Genomic DNA, 19928 nt, shown 5'->3' with positions numbered 1-19928 from the left:
ATGAAAAAGCAAGCGGAACTGACGCACCTGGACAAAATCTATTGGCCGGACGAGCAGATTACCAAAGGCGAATTGCTGGAATATTACAGCCAGATCGCGCCTTACATTATCCCATATCTAAAAAACCGTCCGTTATCGCTTCGTCGCAACCCGAATGGGATCACCGAGCCAGGATTTTTTCAAAAAGATGCGGGAGATAATATTCCGGACTGGATCAAAACGGAGGAAATCCTGGCGGAATCGACCGGGAAAATGGTCAATTATTTCATTTGCAATGACCTCGAAACATTGCTTTACATTGCCAATATGGGATGTATTGAAATGAATCCTTGGAATTCAACCATTAACAAGCTCGATAATCCGGACTACATTGTGATGGACATTGATCCGTCGGATAAAAACACATTTGAAGATGTTGTGGATGTTGCGCTGGTGATCAAGGAATTGCTCGATCAGACGGGTATGACGGGTTTCTGTAAAACTTCCGGATCCAGCGGGCTGCATGTTTACATTCCTTTTGGTAAAAAATACACCTACGACGAAAGCCGCGATTTCGCTGAGATCCTGGCAACGCTTGTCGTAGAAAGGCTTCCCAATCTTACAACCCTGGAACGGTCGCTTTCAAAGCGTAAAAAAGACCAGATTTACGTCGATTTTCTGCAAAACAGGATCGCACAAACGCTCGCATCCGCATATAGCGTACGTCCAAAGCCAGGCGCTACCGTATCCGCGCCGCTCGAATGGAGCGAGGTGAAACACGGTCTCAGTCCAAAAGATTTTACCATTAAAAACATGCTGAAACGGGTCGAAGAAAAAGGCGACCTTTTTAAAGGTGTTTTAGGCAAAGGCATTGATATGCAGAAGGCCTTACAGAAAATGGAGGCTCTACACGAGGACTAACGTGGTAATCAAGTAAAAATCACATTAGGAGAAGTTTTGAAGTAATAGTTACTTTATCGCTTCAACCATAACCTAATCCCATGCTTTTTTCAAAATTTACCACAACCCTGCGATCACCTCTGGCAGCCATATGCATTGTTGCGCCATTAATGCTGGCAACGGCCTGCAAATCCGAAGAAAAAAAAGATGAAACTGCTGCGACAACCGATAGCACCACTACAAAGCCGGTTGTGATTGGGTACGTAGGCGGATTTCGCGGGCTTGTCAATACAGAACGCATTGAAGTTGACAAGCTGACGCACATTAATTATGCATTTGTAGATGTCCAGAAAGGAAAAGCGTTTTTGACCAATGAAAAAACCGATTCTACAAATTTCCGTAAGCTCAAATTATTGAAAGGAAAGAATCCCGATCTTAAAATCCTCATTTCCCTAGGCGGCTGGACGTGGAGTGAAAATTTCTCCGACGCAGTTCTGACCGAAGCTTCCAGAAAGATTTTCGCAGCAAGCTCTGTTGACATTATCAGAAAATACGACCTCGACGGCGTGGACATTGACTGGGAATATCCGGGAATGCCGGGCGAAGACGGTAACGTTTACCGACCAGAGGATAAGCAGAACTTTACATTAATGTTCGAAGCGATCCGCAAGGAATTGGATGTTTTCGAAAAAGAATCAGGCAAGAAAAAGCTGCTTACTACTGCGGTTCCCGGCTTTACACCGTTCCTCAAAGTGGTCGAAATGGGTAAAGCGGCTGCATTTTTGGATTACGTCAATTTGATGACATACGACCTTTTCCAGGGCGACACGGTGGTTCACCATGCCGCATTGTACCCATCTGACATCTATAAAGCGAGCCATTCGGTTGATAACACTGTAAAAGCATTTTCTGCCGACGGCGTTCCGATGAACAAGCTGGTGGTAGGCCTTCCCTTTTACGGTCGTATGTTCCGCGTTGCGAAGCTGGACAAGGGTTTCGGCCAGAAGCACATTAAGCAGGACTATGTGGATGGCTATACCATGATCAAAGACAGCATGGTAAACAAAAAAGGCTTCAAAGAATATCGCGACGAAGCGGCAAAAGCACCTTACCTGCTGAATGCTAAGACCGGCGACGTTTTGAGCTATGATGACGAGCAGTCTGTAAGAGAAAAATGTAAGTATGTTTTGGATAAAAAACTCGCAGGCGTCATGTTCTGGGAATACGATTCAGATTCAAAAACATACCTCCTGGACGAAATTGACAAGACATTTAACTAGGACAAACTCCGTTGTTCCAGTTCGTGGAATCCCTCTTTCAGCTCGCCGATCCGGAACCGGTTCACAAATTCGTGCGCCCTTCGGGTCGGCTCCGGGAGCCGGTGTTTGCCCAGACATTGCATGGTAATGTCCATGCTGTCTTTCAGGCTCATTTTATGACCTGGGGAAACAAAAACCGGTTTCACATTATTCTTGCTTCTCAGCGCAAAGCCGATCGTGTCACCCTTGTCGGTTACGTGGGAATGGTCCCCTCTTGTTTCGCCGGGATCCGCATACGTGCCAGCGAGCTTCTTCTTCGCACAACCCAGCGTGATGGAGTCGGTGAGCACGCCAAAATGCGACGCTATGCCCATTCGTCTTGCATGTAAGATGCCGTTTCCGTCAAACATAGTGCAATCCGGCTTAACGGTCAGCTGTTCGTAAACCTTTAATAGTGCCGGAATCTCGCGAAAGGCCAGGAAACCAGGCACGTATGGGAAAATATTCGTGGTTTTGATCAATGAATAGGAAATAGGTTGTAGATCAGGATAACTCAAAACGACCATTCCGGCATAAACCGCGTCGCTGTACAGGTCGAGAGAAATATCTGCCCCGGCAATCGTCTTGATCTCCCCCTCCATGGGCGTAAGCTTCACCAGGCCCCGCAACTTCTCCTGAATGGCCGTCGCTTCGGCAATGGTGAGTTGCCCGTAATTTGACTCCGGTGTTTCAATATTATTATTCATATGCAACTGGCATGATATTCTTTGTGTGACTGAAAACATTTAGGTTCATTAAAAAATCAAGCCATCCTCATGGAACAAGTTACTGTTAAGCGCAAATGGGCAAATTGGAAATTCATTGCCTTTGTGATCATCCTGATTGCCATTTTTATTAAATTCTTTGTGCTCAGTGACGGCGATGAAAATGCGCCCGTAACCGTTGAGCTGGATTTGCCGAAGGTTGCGCTTCGCAACGTGGAGGAAGTGGAAGCTGTTTTAGGCAAAGGAACATTGGACAGTTATTACAAAGATGAAGTAGCCGGCTGCGAAAAATGCCCGAAAATGATTTACCGCGAAGGCAAAGTGGAGATCATATATATCAATGAAATTGCCGATCAGATCCAGCTCAACAAGCTTTCGGATTATGATTTTGAAGATCGCGTTATACTTGGGATCCTTAATTTGAAAGAGAACATTAAGCCCAACATTGATGACAAGCAACTGAAAAGGTGGGATAACTACGAAAAATATTCCCAGATATCAGCATTCGGCAATGGCAGCAAGATTGAGTATATCCTCATCAAAGCAAAGACCGAGTAAGAAATATGATATCAATGATGAATGCGAACTGATTTTTACTACAAAATCGGTTCGCATTTTTTTGTGCCTTTTCGGGTGTATCAATGTCAGGCCGTTGCGAGGCCATCGGCTTTTTGCCCCTGATTCGCCCGGAGCTTTTCCAGATAAATGTTGGCAAATGCCAGCAGCAGGAAACCGAGAAAAAATTGAATGTATGTAAACTGCATCAGCACTTTGGACCAGCTCAGATCTTTCATAAAAAACTCTTTATAAAGCAGCAAAGCCACACTCCCCAGGTAACCAATGCTTTCGCAGATGTAGACAAAGAAGCCCGCATTGGCCTTCATCCTGAACAACGCGATCATCCGTTCAAAAACCACTGTTTGCAAAACCGTATATGCCAGGAAAGTCCCTAACCCCACCATCAGCATCCAGTAAAAACCATTTACGGCTCCTTTTTGAAAAAGAAAAGTCCCCGCCCCCATCAGCATCACGGAAGCGAAAAGGATCAGATTTGTAAGCCGGAATCCCTTCACATTATCCCGCACAAACGCCAGGCTTCCTATGATCACCAGCACCACGACGCCCGTGATCATTTCTGTGGTCGTAAACACGCTGCTTCCCCAATTTGCATCGATTTCATTCCAGATTTCAATGGTAAAATTGTCCCTAAAATCACGCAGGACAACGAGCGTCGCATAGAAAATAACCAGACAAACGATCGGAAAGCCAAATTGCGCCATTACAACGCGCTTATCTTCCTTCGTCATCGGCTTCCGCTCCGTTCTCAATTGAATGTCCTCAGGCGTAGGCTCCGGAATCACCGAAAGCATCCACACAAAAAAGCAGAAAAACGGCAGGAACAACGCCCCCATAAACACCGGCATCCAGAACTCCGAAATGCCCGGAAGCATGGTATGCAGCTCAATGTAAGTGGTTTTCAAGATTCCCGAGGCTACAACAACGCTGATATTAAGCCCCATTGCGAGCATTTCGGTAAACCTTCGTCCTTCCAGAAAACTGAACACAACACCATAAACCATCCCGAGCGGCAGGCCATTGATAAAAAGGAAAATGAAATTGTAAGGGTAAGGAACGAGTCCGAAGAAAAGCAATGCGATTTCCGCAACGAGGATTAAGGAAATAATCAGCTTGATGCGGGAGCTGTGTTTCAACTCGGAAATGACTTTTATTCCGGCAAATTTGGAAAGCGTATAACCCGCAACCTGCGCAATGATCAGAACGGCCTTATAAGTGACATTGCCCAGTTCAAGTCCCTGATACAGGCCTGCATTGAAGGGTTTCCGGAAGGCATACATGCAAAAATAAGCTCCAAAAGAGGCAATGACGGCCCAGGCAATGAACAGCGCGTTGGAACGCTGCAATGCTTTTTGTAAACGCATAGCACTGGTTTTTATGAGTTACACAAAGACGGAGGCCTTCTCAAGGGCGTTTTCGAGGATCAGCAAGGCTTCGCGCAATTGTTCACGGCTGATGATCAGCGGTGGCGATAATTGCAGCACATTCCCTTGCGAAACTTTGAAATTCAAACCATTTTTCAGGCATTCGTACATCACAATTTCTGCTTCCTTTACGGCTTTTTCCTTGGTGTCTTTGTCTCTTACTAATTCAATTCCCCACAACAATCCCACGCCTCTCACGTCCCCGATAAGCGGGAATTTATCTTGCAATTTCTGTAATTCGGCTGCCATGAAAACGGCATCTTCCTGCACTTTTTCCAGGATATCATTTTGCTCCATATAATCGAGCATTGCCAATGCGGCTACGCTCCCCAGCGGACTTTTTTCATGTGTGAAATGCCCCAGCGAGACGCTTTGGGCAATGTTATGCGTATCGCGGGCGACAATGGCGGCCATTGGCATGACGCCTCCGCCCAGGCCTTTTCCCAGACAAATAATGTCCGGTTCAATGTCATAATGTTCAAATGCAAACATTTTCCCCGTCCGTCCGAATGCGATCGGGATTTCGTCGAGAATGAGCAGAACTTTGTGTCTTGTACAAATTTCCCTGACCCTGTCCCAATAAGCCTGCGAAGGAATCTGAACGTCTGTATTTCTGATGGTTTCGATTAAAAAAGCCCCTATATCGCCTTCTTTCTCAATGACATATTCCAGATAATCTGCATAAGCCAAATCGCCATTTCCGGCATTGGCAAATGGTCCGCGGTAAGTCATAGGAGGCGGAATGCGCTCCACGCCAGGCATCAGCGGGCCCATATCCTTGCGAAAATCCAGTTCACCGCCCGCAGAAATGGCATCCAGCGAAGCGCCGTGAAATGAATCCCAAAGCGAAACGACTTTATGCTTCCCCGTCACGATCCGCGCCAGTTTCAGCGCCATACTGATCGCCGAAGTGCCTCCCGGTGCAAAAAGCACGCGGTTAAGGTTGCCAGGAAGCAGACTTCCCAGTTTTTTCGCCAGCTCAATCGCAGGCACATTAGTATAGCGCCTTGGCGAAAAAGGCAGGATGTCGAGCTGTTCTTTTAATTTTTCAATGATATAATGATTCCGGTAACCGAGCTGGTGCACATTGTTACCGTGGAAATCCATGTAAGTTTTGCCCTGAATGTCGGTCAGATAAATTCCTTCACAGGAAGCCAGCACATCCAGACAAGGCGTCGAGAGCGACTGGTGCAGGAAATGCTCAGCGTCTTCTTCCAGATAGGAAAGCGTTTCGGGGTCGCTCATGACAGCATACCAGTCACGGCGTGCTTCCGATAAGTTGACATCCCCCTCCGTTCTATTGTGACTGGCCATTTTTGACTGACTATGAAATGCTTATGATCTTAAATTGATTTATTTCTGGCTTTTCCAAAGATTTTCCGGCTCCTTATAACCTTCAAAAGCAGGTTTTACCGGACGCCCGATCCAGGCGTAAGGCTGCTGCACGCCGAGCACGAATGCAATGGTGGAAGCAAGATCATAAGTGTAAACCTCCTGCTCGATTTTATAGCCTTTTTTAATATCCTTACCATAAAAAATTCCCGCAATTTCGGCTTCTTCGGGCGTCGCGCCGCCGTGACCTTTGCCCACTCCTCCATGATCCGCCCAAACAATCACGAGCGTTTTATCCATAATCCCTGCATCTTTCAGACCCGAAAGGATTTTCCCGATTAGCGAATCGGCTTTTGCAACGGACTGATAATATTCAGCAGATCCGTGGCCGCCGTGGTGGCCCGCATGGTCTACGTGATCGAAATGCACAAAACCCAATGCCGGTTTTTTGGTTTTAATATAATTGATAAAATCAGTTGCCGTGGAATCTTCGGTGCCAAAACGCTTGTCGTAATTCACCGCATCTTTTTGGAATAACCTTCCAAAACCATCCCAATGATACACCACACCAATTTCGGCCTTGGGATTTGCCTTATGAAATATACTGAAAATGGTGGGAAAACGGCCGTCTTTTTCCTGCACAATGGCCGGTAATGTATGCTTGTCAATTTCCCAGTCGTTGTTGATAATGCCATGTTGCTCAGGACCCGCGCCCATGATCATGGATGCCCAGTTCTGGCTGCTTGCAGAAGTAAGAACCGTCCGCACATTCCATTTCACGCTTCCATTGGCGATCATATCGTGCAGCACCGGCGATTTTCCTTTGTTGATCCCATCGGGGCTCAGCCCATCCACACCGATCACGATCACGTGCTCAATGCCTTTGGGCTTATCCATTTTTTGACCAAAAGAAAAACCGGAAAACGCTGCAAATGATACTAGTAACGAAATTCTGAGCAACATAAATTAAGGGTTTAGGATTGACTATAAGTTCCGCCGATCACCTCATCGCAAAGGCCAAAAGAGAGCGACATGCCTGCTCCGCCGAGTCCGTTGATGATGGTAACGCCTTGTTCGGGCTTTAAGATGATTTCCGTCTTGCCATTGGTCATTTTTGGATAGATCCCGTTCCAGGTTTGTGAAACCTTAGGCGATTTGAACTGCGCAAATGTGCCCAGATAATCGAGGATCATTTTATTGATAAATTCGCGGTCGAACGGGTCAAATGTGAGCGCATACTCATGCGAATCGCCGACTGTAATCTCGCCCAGACCGTTTTGGGAAGCCATTACGTGAATGCCCCATTTGAGATATTCGCTGTATTCTTCCTGATATCTTGCTTTCAAACCAGCCAGTGAAGGCGCGGCTTTGAAACCGTCATAATGGATCAACGAAAGCCCGCCGCACAAGGATGGCCCGATTTTCCAATCGTTGGGCTGCGCTTCCAGGCGGAGCATCTGTAATTTACATTTGGTCAAAGGCGCTGCTGCGAACTCGGCTGGATATAATGTTTCAAAATCCTGCCCGCTGCAAACAAAAATTTCATCCGCAGACCAGGTTTTGGAGCCTGATAAAACATTGGGATAATTGATTTGCGAAATAGCCGTATCCCAATGAAAAGTCACACTCCACTTTTCCTGCAAGTAACGCGCGACGCCGGCAATGGCTTCACGCGGGTCCACGATCATTTCATCTGCCGAATACAACGAGCCTAACAAGCCGTTTCCATTCACCGCAGGCGACATTTCCAATGTTTCAGCAGCATTCAGGACTTTCACGGGCCGGTAAGCACTCACTTCCACAAACTGCTTGATCACTTCCAGCTCATCGTTCTGATAAGCCAAATGCAAGCTGCCGCCTTCGTGAAACCAACATTTCGCCTCTGTCAAAACCTCTTTCCAAATGCTTTTGGCCTTCAAAGCCCTGTTATATAATGTTCCTTCCGGCTGCCCGATCGGCCATACCATCCCAAAATTCCGGATAGACGCCCCAACCGCCTTCGACGAACGCTCGATCACCGTAACCTGGTAACCTCTTGTAACCAAAGCTCTTGCCGTGGCCAGTCCAACAATGCCTGCCCCAATAACAATAGCAGATTTACTCATCCTGATGCTGTTAAAATTTGCTATTTGTGAACTTCACCAGCATAAGCCGGGCTTTCTGAAATGATGGCAACCACGTCAGCAATGTCGTCGATGATGTGTGTGGGCTTATAAGGCAGCAATTGGTCGGCCGTGAATGCGCCGGTTGTAATCCCGATCACATATTTGCAGCCCGCATTGATCCCTTCATTAATATCCACCTCAGTATCACCTACTTTGGCAACATTTGCAGCGGATGTAATGTGGAGTTCATGCATGATCTTATTGATCATATCGGGATACGGACGTCCATAAGGAACCTCGTCGCTGGCAACCAAAAAGTCGATTTTAGTTTCCCAACCTAACCTGGCGATGATGACATCCGCAATGTCCCTTGAAAATCCGGTGTTCAATGCGATCTTCACGCCAGCCTCGCGCAATGTTGCGAAAGTCTCTTCCACATTTGGCAATGGCCCTATTTCCTGGGTCGTGCTATAAAACTGGATCATGCCGTTCACGAAATGCGTATGAATGTCGTTAACCAGCGCATCTGTGATTTTGTCCTTATCGGCTTCGCGCGTTTCCAGCATCATCCGGATAGCCAGCGGCTTTTCGTATCCCATTAAAGGGTTTACATCTTCAATGGCAATGTCATAACCCTGCGATTGCATCGCCTGCTGAAATGCAATCCCCACAAAATTTTTGTCCTTAACAGTGGTTCCTGCCATGTCAAAAACAACCAGCTCTATTAACATCTTGCTTATATATTGGTGAACAAATACTGAATTGTAAAAAGGAGGGTTTAGGTGATTTCTTTAATTAGAAAAGTGCGTGAAAGCATCATGGACGATCAAATCGACCTTCCTATGGCACAAACCTAATGATATGCCTGAGAAATAAAGTTAAGTAAATGTTAATTAATATTTAACATTTAATCCAAAAAGCCGAAAAAGTTAAGCTTCATTGAAGAAATAAATCACGAGCAGCAGCACCTCGTCGCCATTAATGCATTTGGGATTATGGAGCTCATTGGCGTCAAAAAACATCGAATCGCCCTGGTTCAAAACATATTTGTTTTTACCAACTGTATATTCGACCGAACCTTGCAGCACGTATTTGAACTCGTAAGCATTCGTGCGGACCATTGGTCGTTTGGCGTCTTTTTCGAGCCGGAGGATAACCACGTCAATGTGGTTATCTTTGAATTGTTTGCTAAAAATGCGGTGATAATAAAAGCCCTTTGCATTTTCTTTGGTAAAAGGCTGATATTCTTCCTTGCGGCGGATGAGCACATTGTCGCCCGGGGCAGTTGAAATAATGTCTTTAAAAAACACATTCAAATCAATATCAAGCGCCTTGATCAGGCCCAGCATAACAGGAAGCGATGGAATGGTGCGGCTATTTTCGATCTGCGAAACAAGGCTTTTGGTAACACCGGCTTCATTGGCAATCTCTTGCAGCGTAACGCCCTTGTTCTTTCTTACTTCCTTTAATTTATTGCTGATCTGAAAAAGAATATCCTCTTGCATTACGCTTAAATAGTTGAGTGCACTCGTCTTAAATAATGCTACAAGGTAATTTTTATTTTCTGTATAAAACAAAATCTCCCGCCTCATGGAACAGGAGATTTGCCACACGTTGCGTAATCGCTAAGCTTAAACCAGCATATCCGTGATCTGGTTGTGGCTAAACTTGTCTTTTACGTTTTTCAACGATGTTTTCATGGCTAACAGCATTGCTTTTTGAAAATTAGGGCCGTTATAAACAACCGCACGCCCGCCTTATCCGCCACTTTCCGGATCAGACTGATACGCTCGACCTGTAAGTCCAACGGCAGCAGCTCGTTCGTTTTAGGGTCGCTGTCCTCAATGTTGATTCCGGCCACGCCCGTTGCCAGAATCCTGCGCATATTCATTTTCAAACCCTGCAAATCAGCGGCATAACCTTACTTCAATGGCCAATGATCAGTAATAGCAATGCGGTTCCAGGCATTGATCGTCACAATACCCATCACGATTGCCTTCGTGTAAAGCTCTCCAAACAGCTCCACGGCTTTATTATAAGACTCATTGCAAACCCCTTTATCAGCAATAAATGTCACCTCTTCTGTCAATGCTAAAATGGCGCGCTCTTCTTCTGTGTAAAGCGCTGTTTCTCGCCAGGCGTTGAGCAAATAAATGCGTTGCTCCGAAAGGCCCAGCTCCCGCGCTTCTTTCGTGTGCTTGTCAATACAAAAAGCGCAGCCGTTGAGCTGTGAAGCCCTTATTTTAATAAGCTTGTAATGAATTTTATCCAGCCCGGATTCTGAAATGTATTTTTCCAGCCCCCTTACCGCGGCATAAGCCTTCGGGTCGACATCCAATGTTAAACTCCGCTTTGTCATCATGTTAACAACTTTTTTTCTGCTTGACAAACCCAACTTACCTTCAAACAGGACTATCAAAATGGTCCATTTTGAATTTTTTGAATAGTCCATTCACATCCGAAAGGGACGAAACGTTATGCTTAGGGCACCATGCTCCTGAAACATTGGTGGCAGTCCAAAATAAAATATTGCTATTCCATGCATTTATGTTAAATAATCCTCCATAGCGCAGGTTAAGCCATTTTTAATATTGTATTTATATTAAATCACCATTCACTGATAGTTTATTTATTTTATATTTGATAAAGCATTGTAACCGCTGCTAACTGTAATCCTTACCATGACTGACTTCCGACACTTTTCCGATGACGAGCTTGCCGCTTTGATGAAGGAGGGCGAGGAAGGCGCATTCGATGAAATTTATAACCGGCATTGGGACAAGCTTTTTTATGCCGCGCACCGCATGGTCAAATCCGCGGAAGTGGCCGAGGAGATTACACAGGATACATTTATGCTGTTCTGGATGAAACGCGAGACTTTGGAAATTCAGTCGCTCAAACCTTATCTGGCGGCAATGCTTCGCTATGAAGTGTATCGCTATCTTGCGAAATCCAAACAGGAGCAGGAACTGGAATCCACGATCAAACAACAGGCGGTCACCTCGGTTTCCATTGACCAGGAAATTGAGAATAAATTGCTTTTGGAAATTATTACGAACCTCACAAACCGTCTCCCGGAAAAATGCAGGCTCGTTTTTCAATATAATAAATTGCAGGACAGGTCTTTACCGGACATTTGCGAAGAGCTCAATATTTCTCCCAAAACAGCCGAGGCGCATTTGACGAAAGCATTGAAAATGGTGCGTTCGAACCTGAGCAGCGTCGCGCACCTTCTTCTGCAAATACTGCTTTTTGCCAAATTTTAAGTTGGCTCAATAAAAATTCAAAATTTTTTATTTTTCAACTAAGGGGTTTTACTTCATTATCCCCTCTAAGTTATGCAAAGGGTTTATCTGCTTTGCAATGACACAGGAATACATCAGACAGCTTGCTGTAAAGTTTCTTAACGGGACAGCCTCGGAAGAGGAAAAAGAGATATTGCATAAGTGGTACGACAGCCTGAATCCGGAGGTGCCCGAGACAGAAACCGTGTTTACCCGCGATCCGGAATCAGCGAATGAGATAAAGGCGCGTATGCTGGCCAACATGAAAGCGCTGCAACAGCCTGTTCGCAAAAAAGCTGATTTCACCCTTATTAAGCGCCTCGTTTCGTGGTCAACCGCTGTGGCGGCGCTTGTGATTGCCGGTTTTATCTTTTGGACCAATCAGCACAAACCCATTGAAACGGGGATCAGACTCGTGCAGGCTCCTTTGGGCAAAACATTGAAAATCGCATTGCCTGACGGCTCATCCATCTGGCTCAATGCAGGTTCGAGCCTCTCCTACCCAAGCCAATTTTCAGGAAAAACGAGGGAAGTTATCTTAAAAGAAGGCCAGGCGTTCTTCGATGTAAAGCACATGACGGACAAGCCCTTCATCGTCCATGCAAAAACTTTGAATATTACAGTGCTCGGCACATCGTTCGACGTGAAGGCATATCACAACGACAAAGACATTAAAGTGACCGTCAAAACCGGGAAAGTGGGGGTAACCATGCGCGACAAACCTGAACGCCCTGCATTAATGCTGCTCCCTGCCGAGCAAGCCACCATTCCGGAAAAAACGACTCAAATACACGTTACAGAGATCAGTAAGCCTGCCATAGCGCCATGGAAAGACAACAGAATGGTGTTTGAAGACGAACTTTTATCTGAGGTGTTTAATGCTTTGGAAAGAAAATACAAACAGCACATTATCATCGAAAAGGCAGATTTATCCGCTGAAAAAATATCCCTGACCCTCGACGATCAGCCCATTGGCGATGTTTTGAAAGTGTTGGGTTTCTCCAAAAAATTCAATTATTCACAATTAAACGACAGCACGATTGTAATAAAATAGAGGCACCAAAAATGCAGCTGGCTTTCCAGGAAGGCGGGCTCACAAAAAGAAACCGGGAACACTGCGAATGTCCCCGGCCAATGAATGTCCCTCTGCTATGCAATGCTTCGAACCATCAATAGTCAGAACGGGCTCGGTTTAACAGCTTAACCATTAAACATCAAACAAATATGGTGAATTATTACCATAAGGGACTCCCCTTATTCAAAAAACTTATGCGCATTTCGACGCTTATTTTGGGCATTAACATGCTGACTGCGGCCCTTTTGATGGCCGGCACCAGCGAGGCTCAGCACGTCAATATGGATGTGCGGCAGTCGAGGGTGAAGACAGTTTTCAGGCAAATTGAACAACAGACCGGGGTCACTTTTGCCTTCGACGAAAAGCTCGTCCGCAATGCTCCGCAAATCACGCTTTACGCCATGGGCATGCCCGTGCCGGAGATCCTGAAAATGATCGAAAAGCAGACTTCGCTGGAATTTCGGCAGGTTGGTAAAATGATCGGCGTAACAGAGAAAACGAAACAGGAAATGGATCGTGAGGCTGCGCAAATTCAGTCGCAATATTTGTTGCGGCCCGTAAAAGGGAAGGTTACCGACGAAAAAGGCGAAGCATTGCCGTCCGTTGCGATCCGCGTGAAGGGAACGAACGACGGAACAATGACGGACCTGGATGGAAATTACAGCATTGATGTGGCTGGGGATGAGTCGATCTTGATTTTCTCGTTCATCGGCTTCACGGCGCAGGAAACAATGGTGGGCTCGCGTTCAACAGTGGACATTAAACTTTTGCCCGACGTTTCCACACTTTCTGAGTTGGTTGTGACAGGTTATGGTGCGCAACGCAAGAAGGATTTGATCGGTGCCGTTTCGGTTGTGGATGTGGAACAATTAAAGCAAACGCCTGACGGACAAGTTGCTAACCAGTTGCAAGGGCGGGCTTCTGGTGTGACCATTATCGGCTCCGGCCAGCCGGGCGAAACGCCGCAGGTGCGCATCCGGGGTTTGAACACATTCGGAAATAACTCGCCCTTATATGTTGTAGACGGCGTTCCCACAACTTCTATAGCCGACCTGAACAGCAACGACATTGCCTCCATGCAGGTTTTGAAAGATGCGGGTTCTGCATCCATTTACGGTTCGCGTGCTGCGAACGGGGTGATCATTATCACGACCAAAAAAGGAAAAGATAAAGTAAAAGTGAGTTACAGCGCTTGGTATGGCATGCAGACGCCGCCAAAAGGTAATGTCTGGAACACATTATCGCCGATGGAACAGGCGCAACTGAAATTTCAGGTGCAGCGGAATGAAGGAACGACCGTGGGAGATGATCAATATGGCTCGGGCCCTAATCCTGTTTTGCCCGATTACATTCTGCCAACAGGCGCTAAGGAAGGCGATCCGGGCACGAATCCTGATCTGTATTATGTGAATCCCGAATACACTTCGGTGGATGATTTTAATAAATTTAACCAGATCGTAAAAGCAAATAAAGAAGGCACAGACTGGTTTCACGAAATCTTCAAACGCGCGCCTTCAACGAGCCACAATATTTCATTAAGCGGCGGCAGCGACCAGGGAAGCTATCTTTTTTCATTAAATTATTTTAATCAAAAAGGCGCCCTGACCAACACTTATCTGAAACGCTACACGATCCGGTCGAACAGCCAGTATAATGTTGGCAAGCACATCCGGATCGGCGAAAACCTTGCATTTTCTGTTTCCGATAATCCGAAAAGCTTGCTTTCTGATGGCGGATCTGCGATTGCGTTTTCATTCCGTATGCAGCCGATCATTCCTGTGCGCGATATTATGGGCAACTATGCAGGAAGTCGTGCGACTGGAATGGGTGACGCGTTTAACCCGGTGGCCATGCGGGATCGTACCCGTTATGATAAAGGTTTGGACAACCGCTTGTTTGGTAACGTGTTTGCAGAAGTGGATTTGTTCAAAAATTTCACCTTACGCACGAGTTTCGGAGGTGAAAACTATTCTGGACGCTGGAATTCGTTTGCATTCCCAACCTATGAAAACAAGGAAAACAGCAACACCAACACCTATTCCGAAGGCGCTTACTCTGGCTTCAACTGGACTTGGACCAATCTGGTGACTTTCCACAAAACCATGCAAAAGCATGATCTGACCGTGGTCGCGGGAACAGAAGCGTATAATGGCAAGAGTTACGATATAGGCGGCGACACGCAGGGTTATTTCTCTTTTGATCCCAATTACATGAACCTGGGAACAGGATCGGGCACAAGAAGCAATTCCAGCAGCCGCTCAGCCGATGCATTGTTCTCGTTAATAGGCCGTTTGGACTACATCTATAATGATAAATATCTTTTCGGCGCTGTGATGCGCCGCGACGGTTCGTCGAAATTTATCAATAAAAGATATGGCCTTTTCCCTGCCGTAAGCGCGGGATGGCGGGTTTCGCAGGAGGATTTCATGAAAGGCATCACCTGGCTGGACGACCTGAAACTGCGTGCGAATTATGGGGTTATGGGCAATCAGATCAATGTGCGGTCTGGAAATGCATTCACAACTTATGGCTCGAACCGCAGAAGCTCCTATTATGACCTGTCGGGAACGAGCGGAACGGGCGCATTGGAAGGTTTTGAAAAAAGTCAGATCGGAAATCCGGATGCAGTTTGGGAGAAAAATATCAGTACAAACTTTGGTATCGATGCCACATTCTTCAAAGGCAGACTGGACGTGATCGCGGATTACTATATTAAGGACGTGAAGGATCTTTTGTATAACCCAACTTTGATCGGCACAGCGGGTGGCGGCCAGGTTCCGTTTGTGAACATTGCGCAGATGAAGAACAAAGGGGTCGATTTGCAGCTTACCTCCCACTTTGATCTTGCCAAAGACCTGAAAATGAATGCTACGCTGACGTTTACGACTTACAACAACAAAATTTTGAAGGTGACCAACAGCACCAATTATTTTGATCTGGAAGGACGCGGTTTTGACGGACATTCCATTGTAAGAAACCAGGTTGGTAACTCAATAGGACAGTTTTTCGGTTATAAAGTGGTTGGCTTCTGGAATTCGGAAGAAGAAATTGCTGCGGCCAATGCACAGGCTGTTGCACAGACCGGCGACGCTAATGCGGTGTTCCAGGATGGCGCTGCATTGGGACGGTTCCGTTATCAAAACACAAACGGAGACGGACAGATCACAGCCGCCGACCGCACGATTTTGGGCAACCCTAACCCGGATTTCAGCTATGGTCTGAATCTTGGTTTTAATTACAAACAATTCGATTTCAGCTTGTTCCTTTATGGCGTGCAGGGCAATCAGATCTGGAACCAGACACTTTGGTGGAGCGATTTCAATTCATCCAGATCGGGTGCGAAGAGCAAAACAGCGCTTTACGATTCCTGGACACCCGAGAATCACAATGCTAAGGCGCCGATCCAGGAAAATTCCAGCTCGTTCAGCACGATCAATGTGCCTAACTCGTATTTCGTAGAAGACGGCTCTTATCTGCGTGCGAAAAATGTCCAGCTGGGTTACACATTCGCTCCTGCGTTTTTGAAAAAGATCAAAACACAACAATTCAGGATTTATGTGCAGGCCACCAACCTGTTTACGATCACAAAATACTCGGGCCTTGATCCCGAAGTGAGCCGGAATGCAGATGGCAACCCGACCGTATTTGGCATTGACGAAGGCTCCTATCCTTCTTCGAAACAATACACTGTGGGCATTAATCTTACTTTTTAACATTTACCAGAGACTGACATGAAAAAGGGATTTCAATATATCATGGCTTTTTGTCTGATGACCAGCCTTTCGGTGATGCAAGGTTGCAAGGACGATTTTTTAGATAAACCTGTGCAAGGTGCATTGGGCGACGAAGTGCTTGCCAACCAGAAGGGCGTCGACGGATTGCTGACCGGCGCTTATGCGGCGCTGGACGGACAGGGCGATTTCAACGGGGGAAGCGGCTGGGAAGCGCCGCCGGATAACTGGGTTTACGGCTCCATTCCGGGCGGCGACGCCCATAAAGGAAGCGACGGCGGTGACCAGACGCCTATAAATGCGATTGCAACATTCGCTTCCGGCGCGGATAACGGCTTTTTCAACACCAAATGGCGCGCGCTTTACGAAGGAGTTTCACGCGCTAATGCGGTTTTGAAAGTTTTGGCATTGGTAAGCGACATTCCGGAAGCGAATAAGGCCAATATCGAAGGACAGGCGCTTTTCCTGCGTGCACATTATTATTTTGAGCTGAAAAAAATGTGGAACATGGTTCCCTGGATCGACGAAACCACGACGGATTTTAATCAGCCCAATGATAAGGACATATGGCCGATGATCGAGGCGGATTTCAAGGCTGCTTATGAAAAATTGCCTCCGACGCAGACATTGGTTGGTCGCGCAAACAAATGGGCAGCAGGCGCTTATCTTGCCAAAACATATTTGTATCAGCGCAAATTTGCAGAAGCGGCAACGCTTTTTGCAACCGTAATCAGCAGCGGCGTCACTTCCAATGGCTTAAAATACAATCTGGTTTCGTTCAAAGACAACTTTGATGCGGCTACAAAGAACAATGCGGAATCGGTTTTCGCGATCCAGATGGTGGCTAATGATGGAACGCTTGACATTACCAATGCGAATATGGGCGGCATGCTCAATTTCCCTTACGGAACGGGCGCGCCTTTCGCCTGCTGCGGATTTTTCCAGCCATCCCAAATGCTAGTAAACAGCTATCGCACAGACGCGAACGGACTGCCTTATGTGGATGATTTCAATAGCCACGCTGTAAAAAATGACCTTGGCGTTACATCCTCAACCGCATTCACAACCGATGCTGGCCCGCTCGACCCACGCCTCGACTGGACCGTCGGCCGCCGCGACATCCCTTACCACGACTGGGGCCTTTTCCCGGGCATGAACTGGGTGCGCGACCAAAAGTACGGTGGTCCTTATGCTCCTAAAAAGAACATTCACAGACAAAAAACGCAGGACCTTTATGCTGATCTGAGCTCTTGGGCACCTGGAAACGCCATTAATGTGCTTTTGATCCGGTTTGCCGATGTGCTTTTAATGGCCGCAGAAGCTGAGGCCAATGCAGGAAGTCTGGTCAAAGCCGAGGAATATGTAAACCGCGTAAGAACAAGGGCCGCAGACAAAACCGGCTGGCTTTACAAATACATTGACAACAAAAACCCAATGGACGGATTTTCGACAACGCCAGCTGCCAATTACGTCGTAAAGCCCTATCCAGCGGGCACACTTGCTGCAAAAGGAAAGGATAATGTATTGAAAGCCATCTATTTCGAGCGCGGCATAGAGCTAGCCATGGAAGGCCACCGCTTCTTCGACCTCGTTCGCTGGAACCAAGCCGACAAAACCCTGAACAGCTTTTTCAGCTACGAATCAAAGATCACCAGCGACCTCGCCGGAGGGAAATTTATCAATGGAAAGAACAATTACTTCCCGATTCCGCAGTATCAGATTGATATGAGTGTGGTGAATGGATCGGCGATGTTGAAGCAGAATCCGGGGTATAATTGAGGTTTTGAGTTTATTTTAAATGAATGCGGCGCTGCTAAGCTTAGGTTCGGCAGCGCTTTTTTTTTGTAATGACACTTTTATAGTTCTATATATCTCGTTCGCTGTTCGCGATTTGCAAACAAAGAACGAAGTATTTATCTTGCATTATGAAAGCACATAATGGAATGCGCCCTCAGGACATTGTCATTTTACTTAAAATTCTTCTTGCCGAAAAAGAATCCTGGCAATATCGTGACCTATCTGCCTCACTATTAATAAGCGTGTCGGAGATAGCAGAATCTTTAAATAGAAGTCATCTTGCTGGCCTGATAGATGTGACCAAGAAGAAAGTTCATCGTCTAAGCATTATGGAGTTTATAAAGTATGGTCTGCATTACGTTTTCCCACAAAGACCGGGAGCAATAGTAACTGGAATTGCCACCGCGCATTCCCATCCATTTTATCAGACTCATTTCGAATCTGAAATAGATTATGTCTGGGAGCATGAAAATGGCGATTTGCGTGGGCAGGCTATTCAACCACTTTACAAGGGATTAGCAGCTGCGGCATTGCAAGACGAGCAACTTTATAAAATGCTAGCAGGCATCGACATCATTCGTGTGGGGAAAGCAAGAGAGAAAAAATTTGCTATTGCAGAACTTGAAAAGGCGATCCTATGAGCCACCAGCAAAATATAGTTCGCCTGAAAATTGTGTATAATGCGCTGGAAGAAATGGCTGGTGAATTTGTATTTGTTGGTGGAGCAACCGTTTCCCTGTATGCAGATCGCGTAGCCGAGGAAATGCGCCCAACAGATGACGTTGACATTCTGACTGAAATTCTTAACTACGCTGATTATGCCAGGATTGAAGAAAAGCTTAGGTCAAAAGGCTTCTCAAATGATGCTGAATCAGGTATTATCTGTCGCTACAAAGCGAAAGGAGTAATTATTGACGTTATGCCAACTGACGATAAAATCCTGGGCTTTTCAAACAAGTGGTATCCTGATGGTTACAGCACAGCAATCCGCTATGCTCTCGATGACAAACACATAATCAAAATATTCCAACCCGAATATTTCCTAGCCTCCAAATTAGAAGCGTTTAAAAACCGAGGAAATAACGACGGCAGAACCAGCACTGACTTTGAAGATATTGTTTACATTCTGAATAACCGATCATCCATTTGGAAAGAGTTCAACAATGCAAGCCCAAAAGTGAAATCCTACCTACAAACCGAATTTTCCATGCTTCTCGAAAATAAATACATCGACGAGTGGATAAGTGCAAATCTTGAATTTTCAGAACAAAAGCGAGTCGGATATATTATCGGAAGTTTGTTGGAGTTGGTCGGTTGATGTGAGATTTATGCAATTATCTTGGTAACTGCATGTGCTTCACAGTGTGTAACTTGGGATCGAATAATTATACACATTCAGAAAAATGAAAAAGGCGACTAACCGTATCAAAGCTGTATTAGCGGAGCAGGGCAAAACTAACAACTGGCTTGCTGAACAATTAGGAATGAATAAGACAACCGTTTCAAAATGGTGTAGAAATCAGATGCAACCGACGATGGAAACGCTTTTTGAAATTGCCGAAGCCCTGAATGTAGATGTTAGAACATTGCTTGTGTCTAACAAGCAGGCTTCTTAGGGAAGTATAATAATAGTAACAAGCAACTGTCACCCTGAGCGGAGGGGGGGGGGGGGTGTGTGTATGGGTTTGAAGGCCACGCGGAA

General features: G+C 46.1%; 18 protein-coding genes and 1 pseudogene. 10 read left to right on the top strand and 9 right to left on the bottom strand.

Annotated features, from left to right (window positions below; genetic code table 11):
- On the top strand, positions 1-900 hold the full coding sequence (gene ligD, locus L0659_RS00835; RefSeq protein ID WP_235123622.1) for a non-homologous end-joining DNA ligase: 900 nt from the start codon (positions 1-3) through the stop codon (positions 898-900).
- An 80-nt stretch (positions 901-980) separates the two neighbouring features.
- Complete coding sequence (locus L0659_RS00830; protein ID WP_235123621.1) at positions 981-2159, top strand: glycoside hydrolase family 18 protein; 1179 nt, start codon at positions 981-983, stop codon at positions 2157-2159.
- Here L0659_RS00830 and nfi read toward each other — a convergent pair.
- Positions 2156-2884 (bottom strand): deoxyribonuclease V, encoded by a 729-nt coding sequence (gene nfi, locus L0659_RS00825; RefSeq protein ID WP_235123619.1) that lies wholly within the window; start codon positions 2882-2884, stop codon positions 2156-2158. The genes L0659_RS00830 and nfi overlap by 4 nt on opposite strands.
- 69 nt (positions 2885-2953) lie before the next feature.
- On the opposite strand from nfi, the gene L0659_RS00820 reads away from it, so the two are divergent.
- A complete protein-coding gene (locus L0659_RS00820) occupies positions 2954-3460 on the top strand; it encodes a hypothetical protein (protein ID WP_235123618.1) in 507 nt (168 codons plus the stop codon).
- An 86-nt stretch (positions 3461-3546) separates the two neighbouring features.
- On the opposite strand, the gene L0659_RS00815 is transcribed toward L0659_RS00820, so the two are convergent.
- The 8 genes and pseudogenes from L0659_RS00815 to L0659_RS00780 form a co-directional block, all read right to left on the bottom strand.
- Positions 3547-4842 (bottom strand): DUF5690 family protein, encoded by a 1296-nt coding sequence (locus L0659_RS00815; protein WP_235123617.1) that lies wholly within the window; start codon positions 4840-4842, stop codon positions 3547-3549.
- 18 nt (positions 4843-4860) lie between these two features.
- Positions 4861-6216 carry an aspartate aminotransferase family protein gene (locus L0659_RS00810; protein ID WP_235123616.1) on the bottom strand — a complete coding sequence of 452 codons (1356 nt, stop codon included), beginning with the start codon at positions 6214-6216 and terminating at the stop codon, positions 4861-4863.
- A gap of 39 nt (positions 6217-6255) precedes the next feature.
- Positions 6256-7131, bottom strand: coding sequence for an alkaline phosphatase (locus L0659_RS00805; protein ID WP_235123615.1), 876 nt, complete (start codon positions 7129-7131; stop codon positions 6256-6258).
- A 77-nt stretch (positions 7132-7208) separates the two neighbouring features.
- Complete coding sequence (locus L0659_RS00800) at positions 7209-8339, bottom strand: TIGR03364 family FAD-dependent oxidoreductase (protein WP_235123614.1); 1131 nt, start codon at positions 8337-8339, stop codon at positions 7209-7211.
- Between the two features lie 20 nt (positions 8340-8359).
- The gene (locus tag L0659_RS00795) at positions 8360-9070 is read right to left on the bottom strand and encodes an HAD hydrolase-like protein (RefSeq protein WP_235123613.1); all 711 of its coding nucleotides are present in this window, start codon (positions 9068-9070) and stop codon (positions 8360-8362) included.
- Positions 9071-9268: 198 nt separating this feature from the next.
- Positions 9269-9844, bottom strand: coding sequence for a helix-turn-helix domain-containing protein (locus L0659_RS00790; protein ID WP_235123612.1), 576 nt, complete (start codon positions 9842-9844; stop codon positions 9269-9271).
- A 197-nt stretch (positions 9845-10041) separates the two neighbouring features.
- Positions 10042-10248: pseudogene (locus L0659_RS00785) on the bottom strand (isocitrate lyase/phosphoenolpyruvate mutase family protein); the annotation flags it as partial.
- 12 nt (positions 10249-10260) lie between these two features.
- Positions 10261-10701 (bottom strand): carboxymuconolactone decarboxylase family protein, encoded by a 441-nt coding sequence (locus tag L0659_RS00780; protein ID WP_310590675.1) that lies wholly within the window; start codon positions 10699-10701, stop codon positions 10261-10263.
- Positions 10702-11020: 319 nt separating this feature from the next.
- Between L0659_RS00780 and L0659_RS00775 the strand changes: the two genes are divergently transcribed.
- From L0659_RS00775 to L0659_RS00745, 7 genes are all read left to right on the top strand, one after another.
- Entirely contained in the window at positions 11021-11605 is a 585-nt protein-coding gene (locus tag L0659_RS00775) for an RNA polymerase sigma factor (RefSeq protein WP_235123610.1), read from the top strand.
- 97 nt (positions 11606-11702) lie between these two features.
- Positions 11703-12677: a FecR family protein gene (locus L0659_RS00770; RefSeq protein ID WP_235123609.1), complete on the top strand. Its 975-nt coding sequence runs from the start codon at positions 11703-11705 to the stop codon at positions 12675-12677.
- Between the two features lie 215 nt (positions 12678-12892).
- Positions 12893-16411, top strand: coding sequence for a TonB-dependent receptor (locus tag L0659_RS00765; RefSeq protein WP_235123608.1), 3519 nt, complete (start codon positions 12893-12895; stop codon positions 16409-16411).
- Between the two features lie 18 nt (positions 16412-16429).
- On the top strand, positions 16430-18208 hold the full coding sequence (locus L0659_RS00760) for a RagB/SusD family nutrient uptake outer membrane protein (protein WP_235123607.1): 1779 nt from the start codon (positions 16430-16432) through the stop codon (positions 18206-18208).
- Between the two features lie 146 nt (positions 18209-18354).
- Positions 18355-18867, top strand: a complete 513-nt coding sequence (locus L0659_RS00755) for a hypothetical protein (protein ID WP_235123606.1) — start codon at positions 18355-18357, stop codon at positions 18865-18867.
- Positions 18864-19544 (top strand): nucleotidyl transferase AbiEii/AbiGii toxin family protein, encoded by a 681-nt coding sequence (locus L0659_RS00750; protein ID WP_235123605.1) that lies wholly within the window; start codon positions 18864-18866, stop codon positions 19542-19544. The genes L0659_RS00755 and L0659_RS00750 overlap by 4 nt, the downstream gene beginning before the upstream one ends.
- An 85-nt stretch (positions 19545-19629) precedes the next feature.
- The gene (locus L0659_RS00745) at positions 19630-19842 is read left to right on the top strand and encodes a helix-turn-helix transcriptional regulator (RefSeq protein ID WP_235123604.1); all 213 of its coding nucleotides are present in this window, start codon (positions 19630-19632) and stop codon (positions 19840-19842) included.
- Positions 19843-19928: the final 86 nt, after the last annotated feature.

The sequence above is a fragment of the Dyadobacter sp. CY347 genome (assembly GCF_021502655.1).
GTDB lineage: Bacteria > Bacteroidota > Bacteroidia > Cytophagales > Spirosomataceae > Dyadobacter.
Note: the sequence above shows the minus strand (reverse complement) of the source record. Positions and strands in the feature narration are given on the sequence as shown.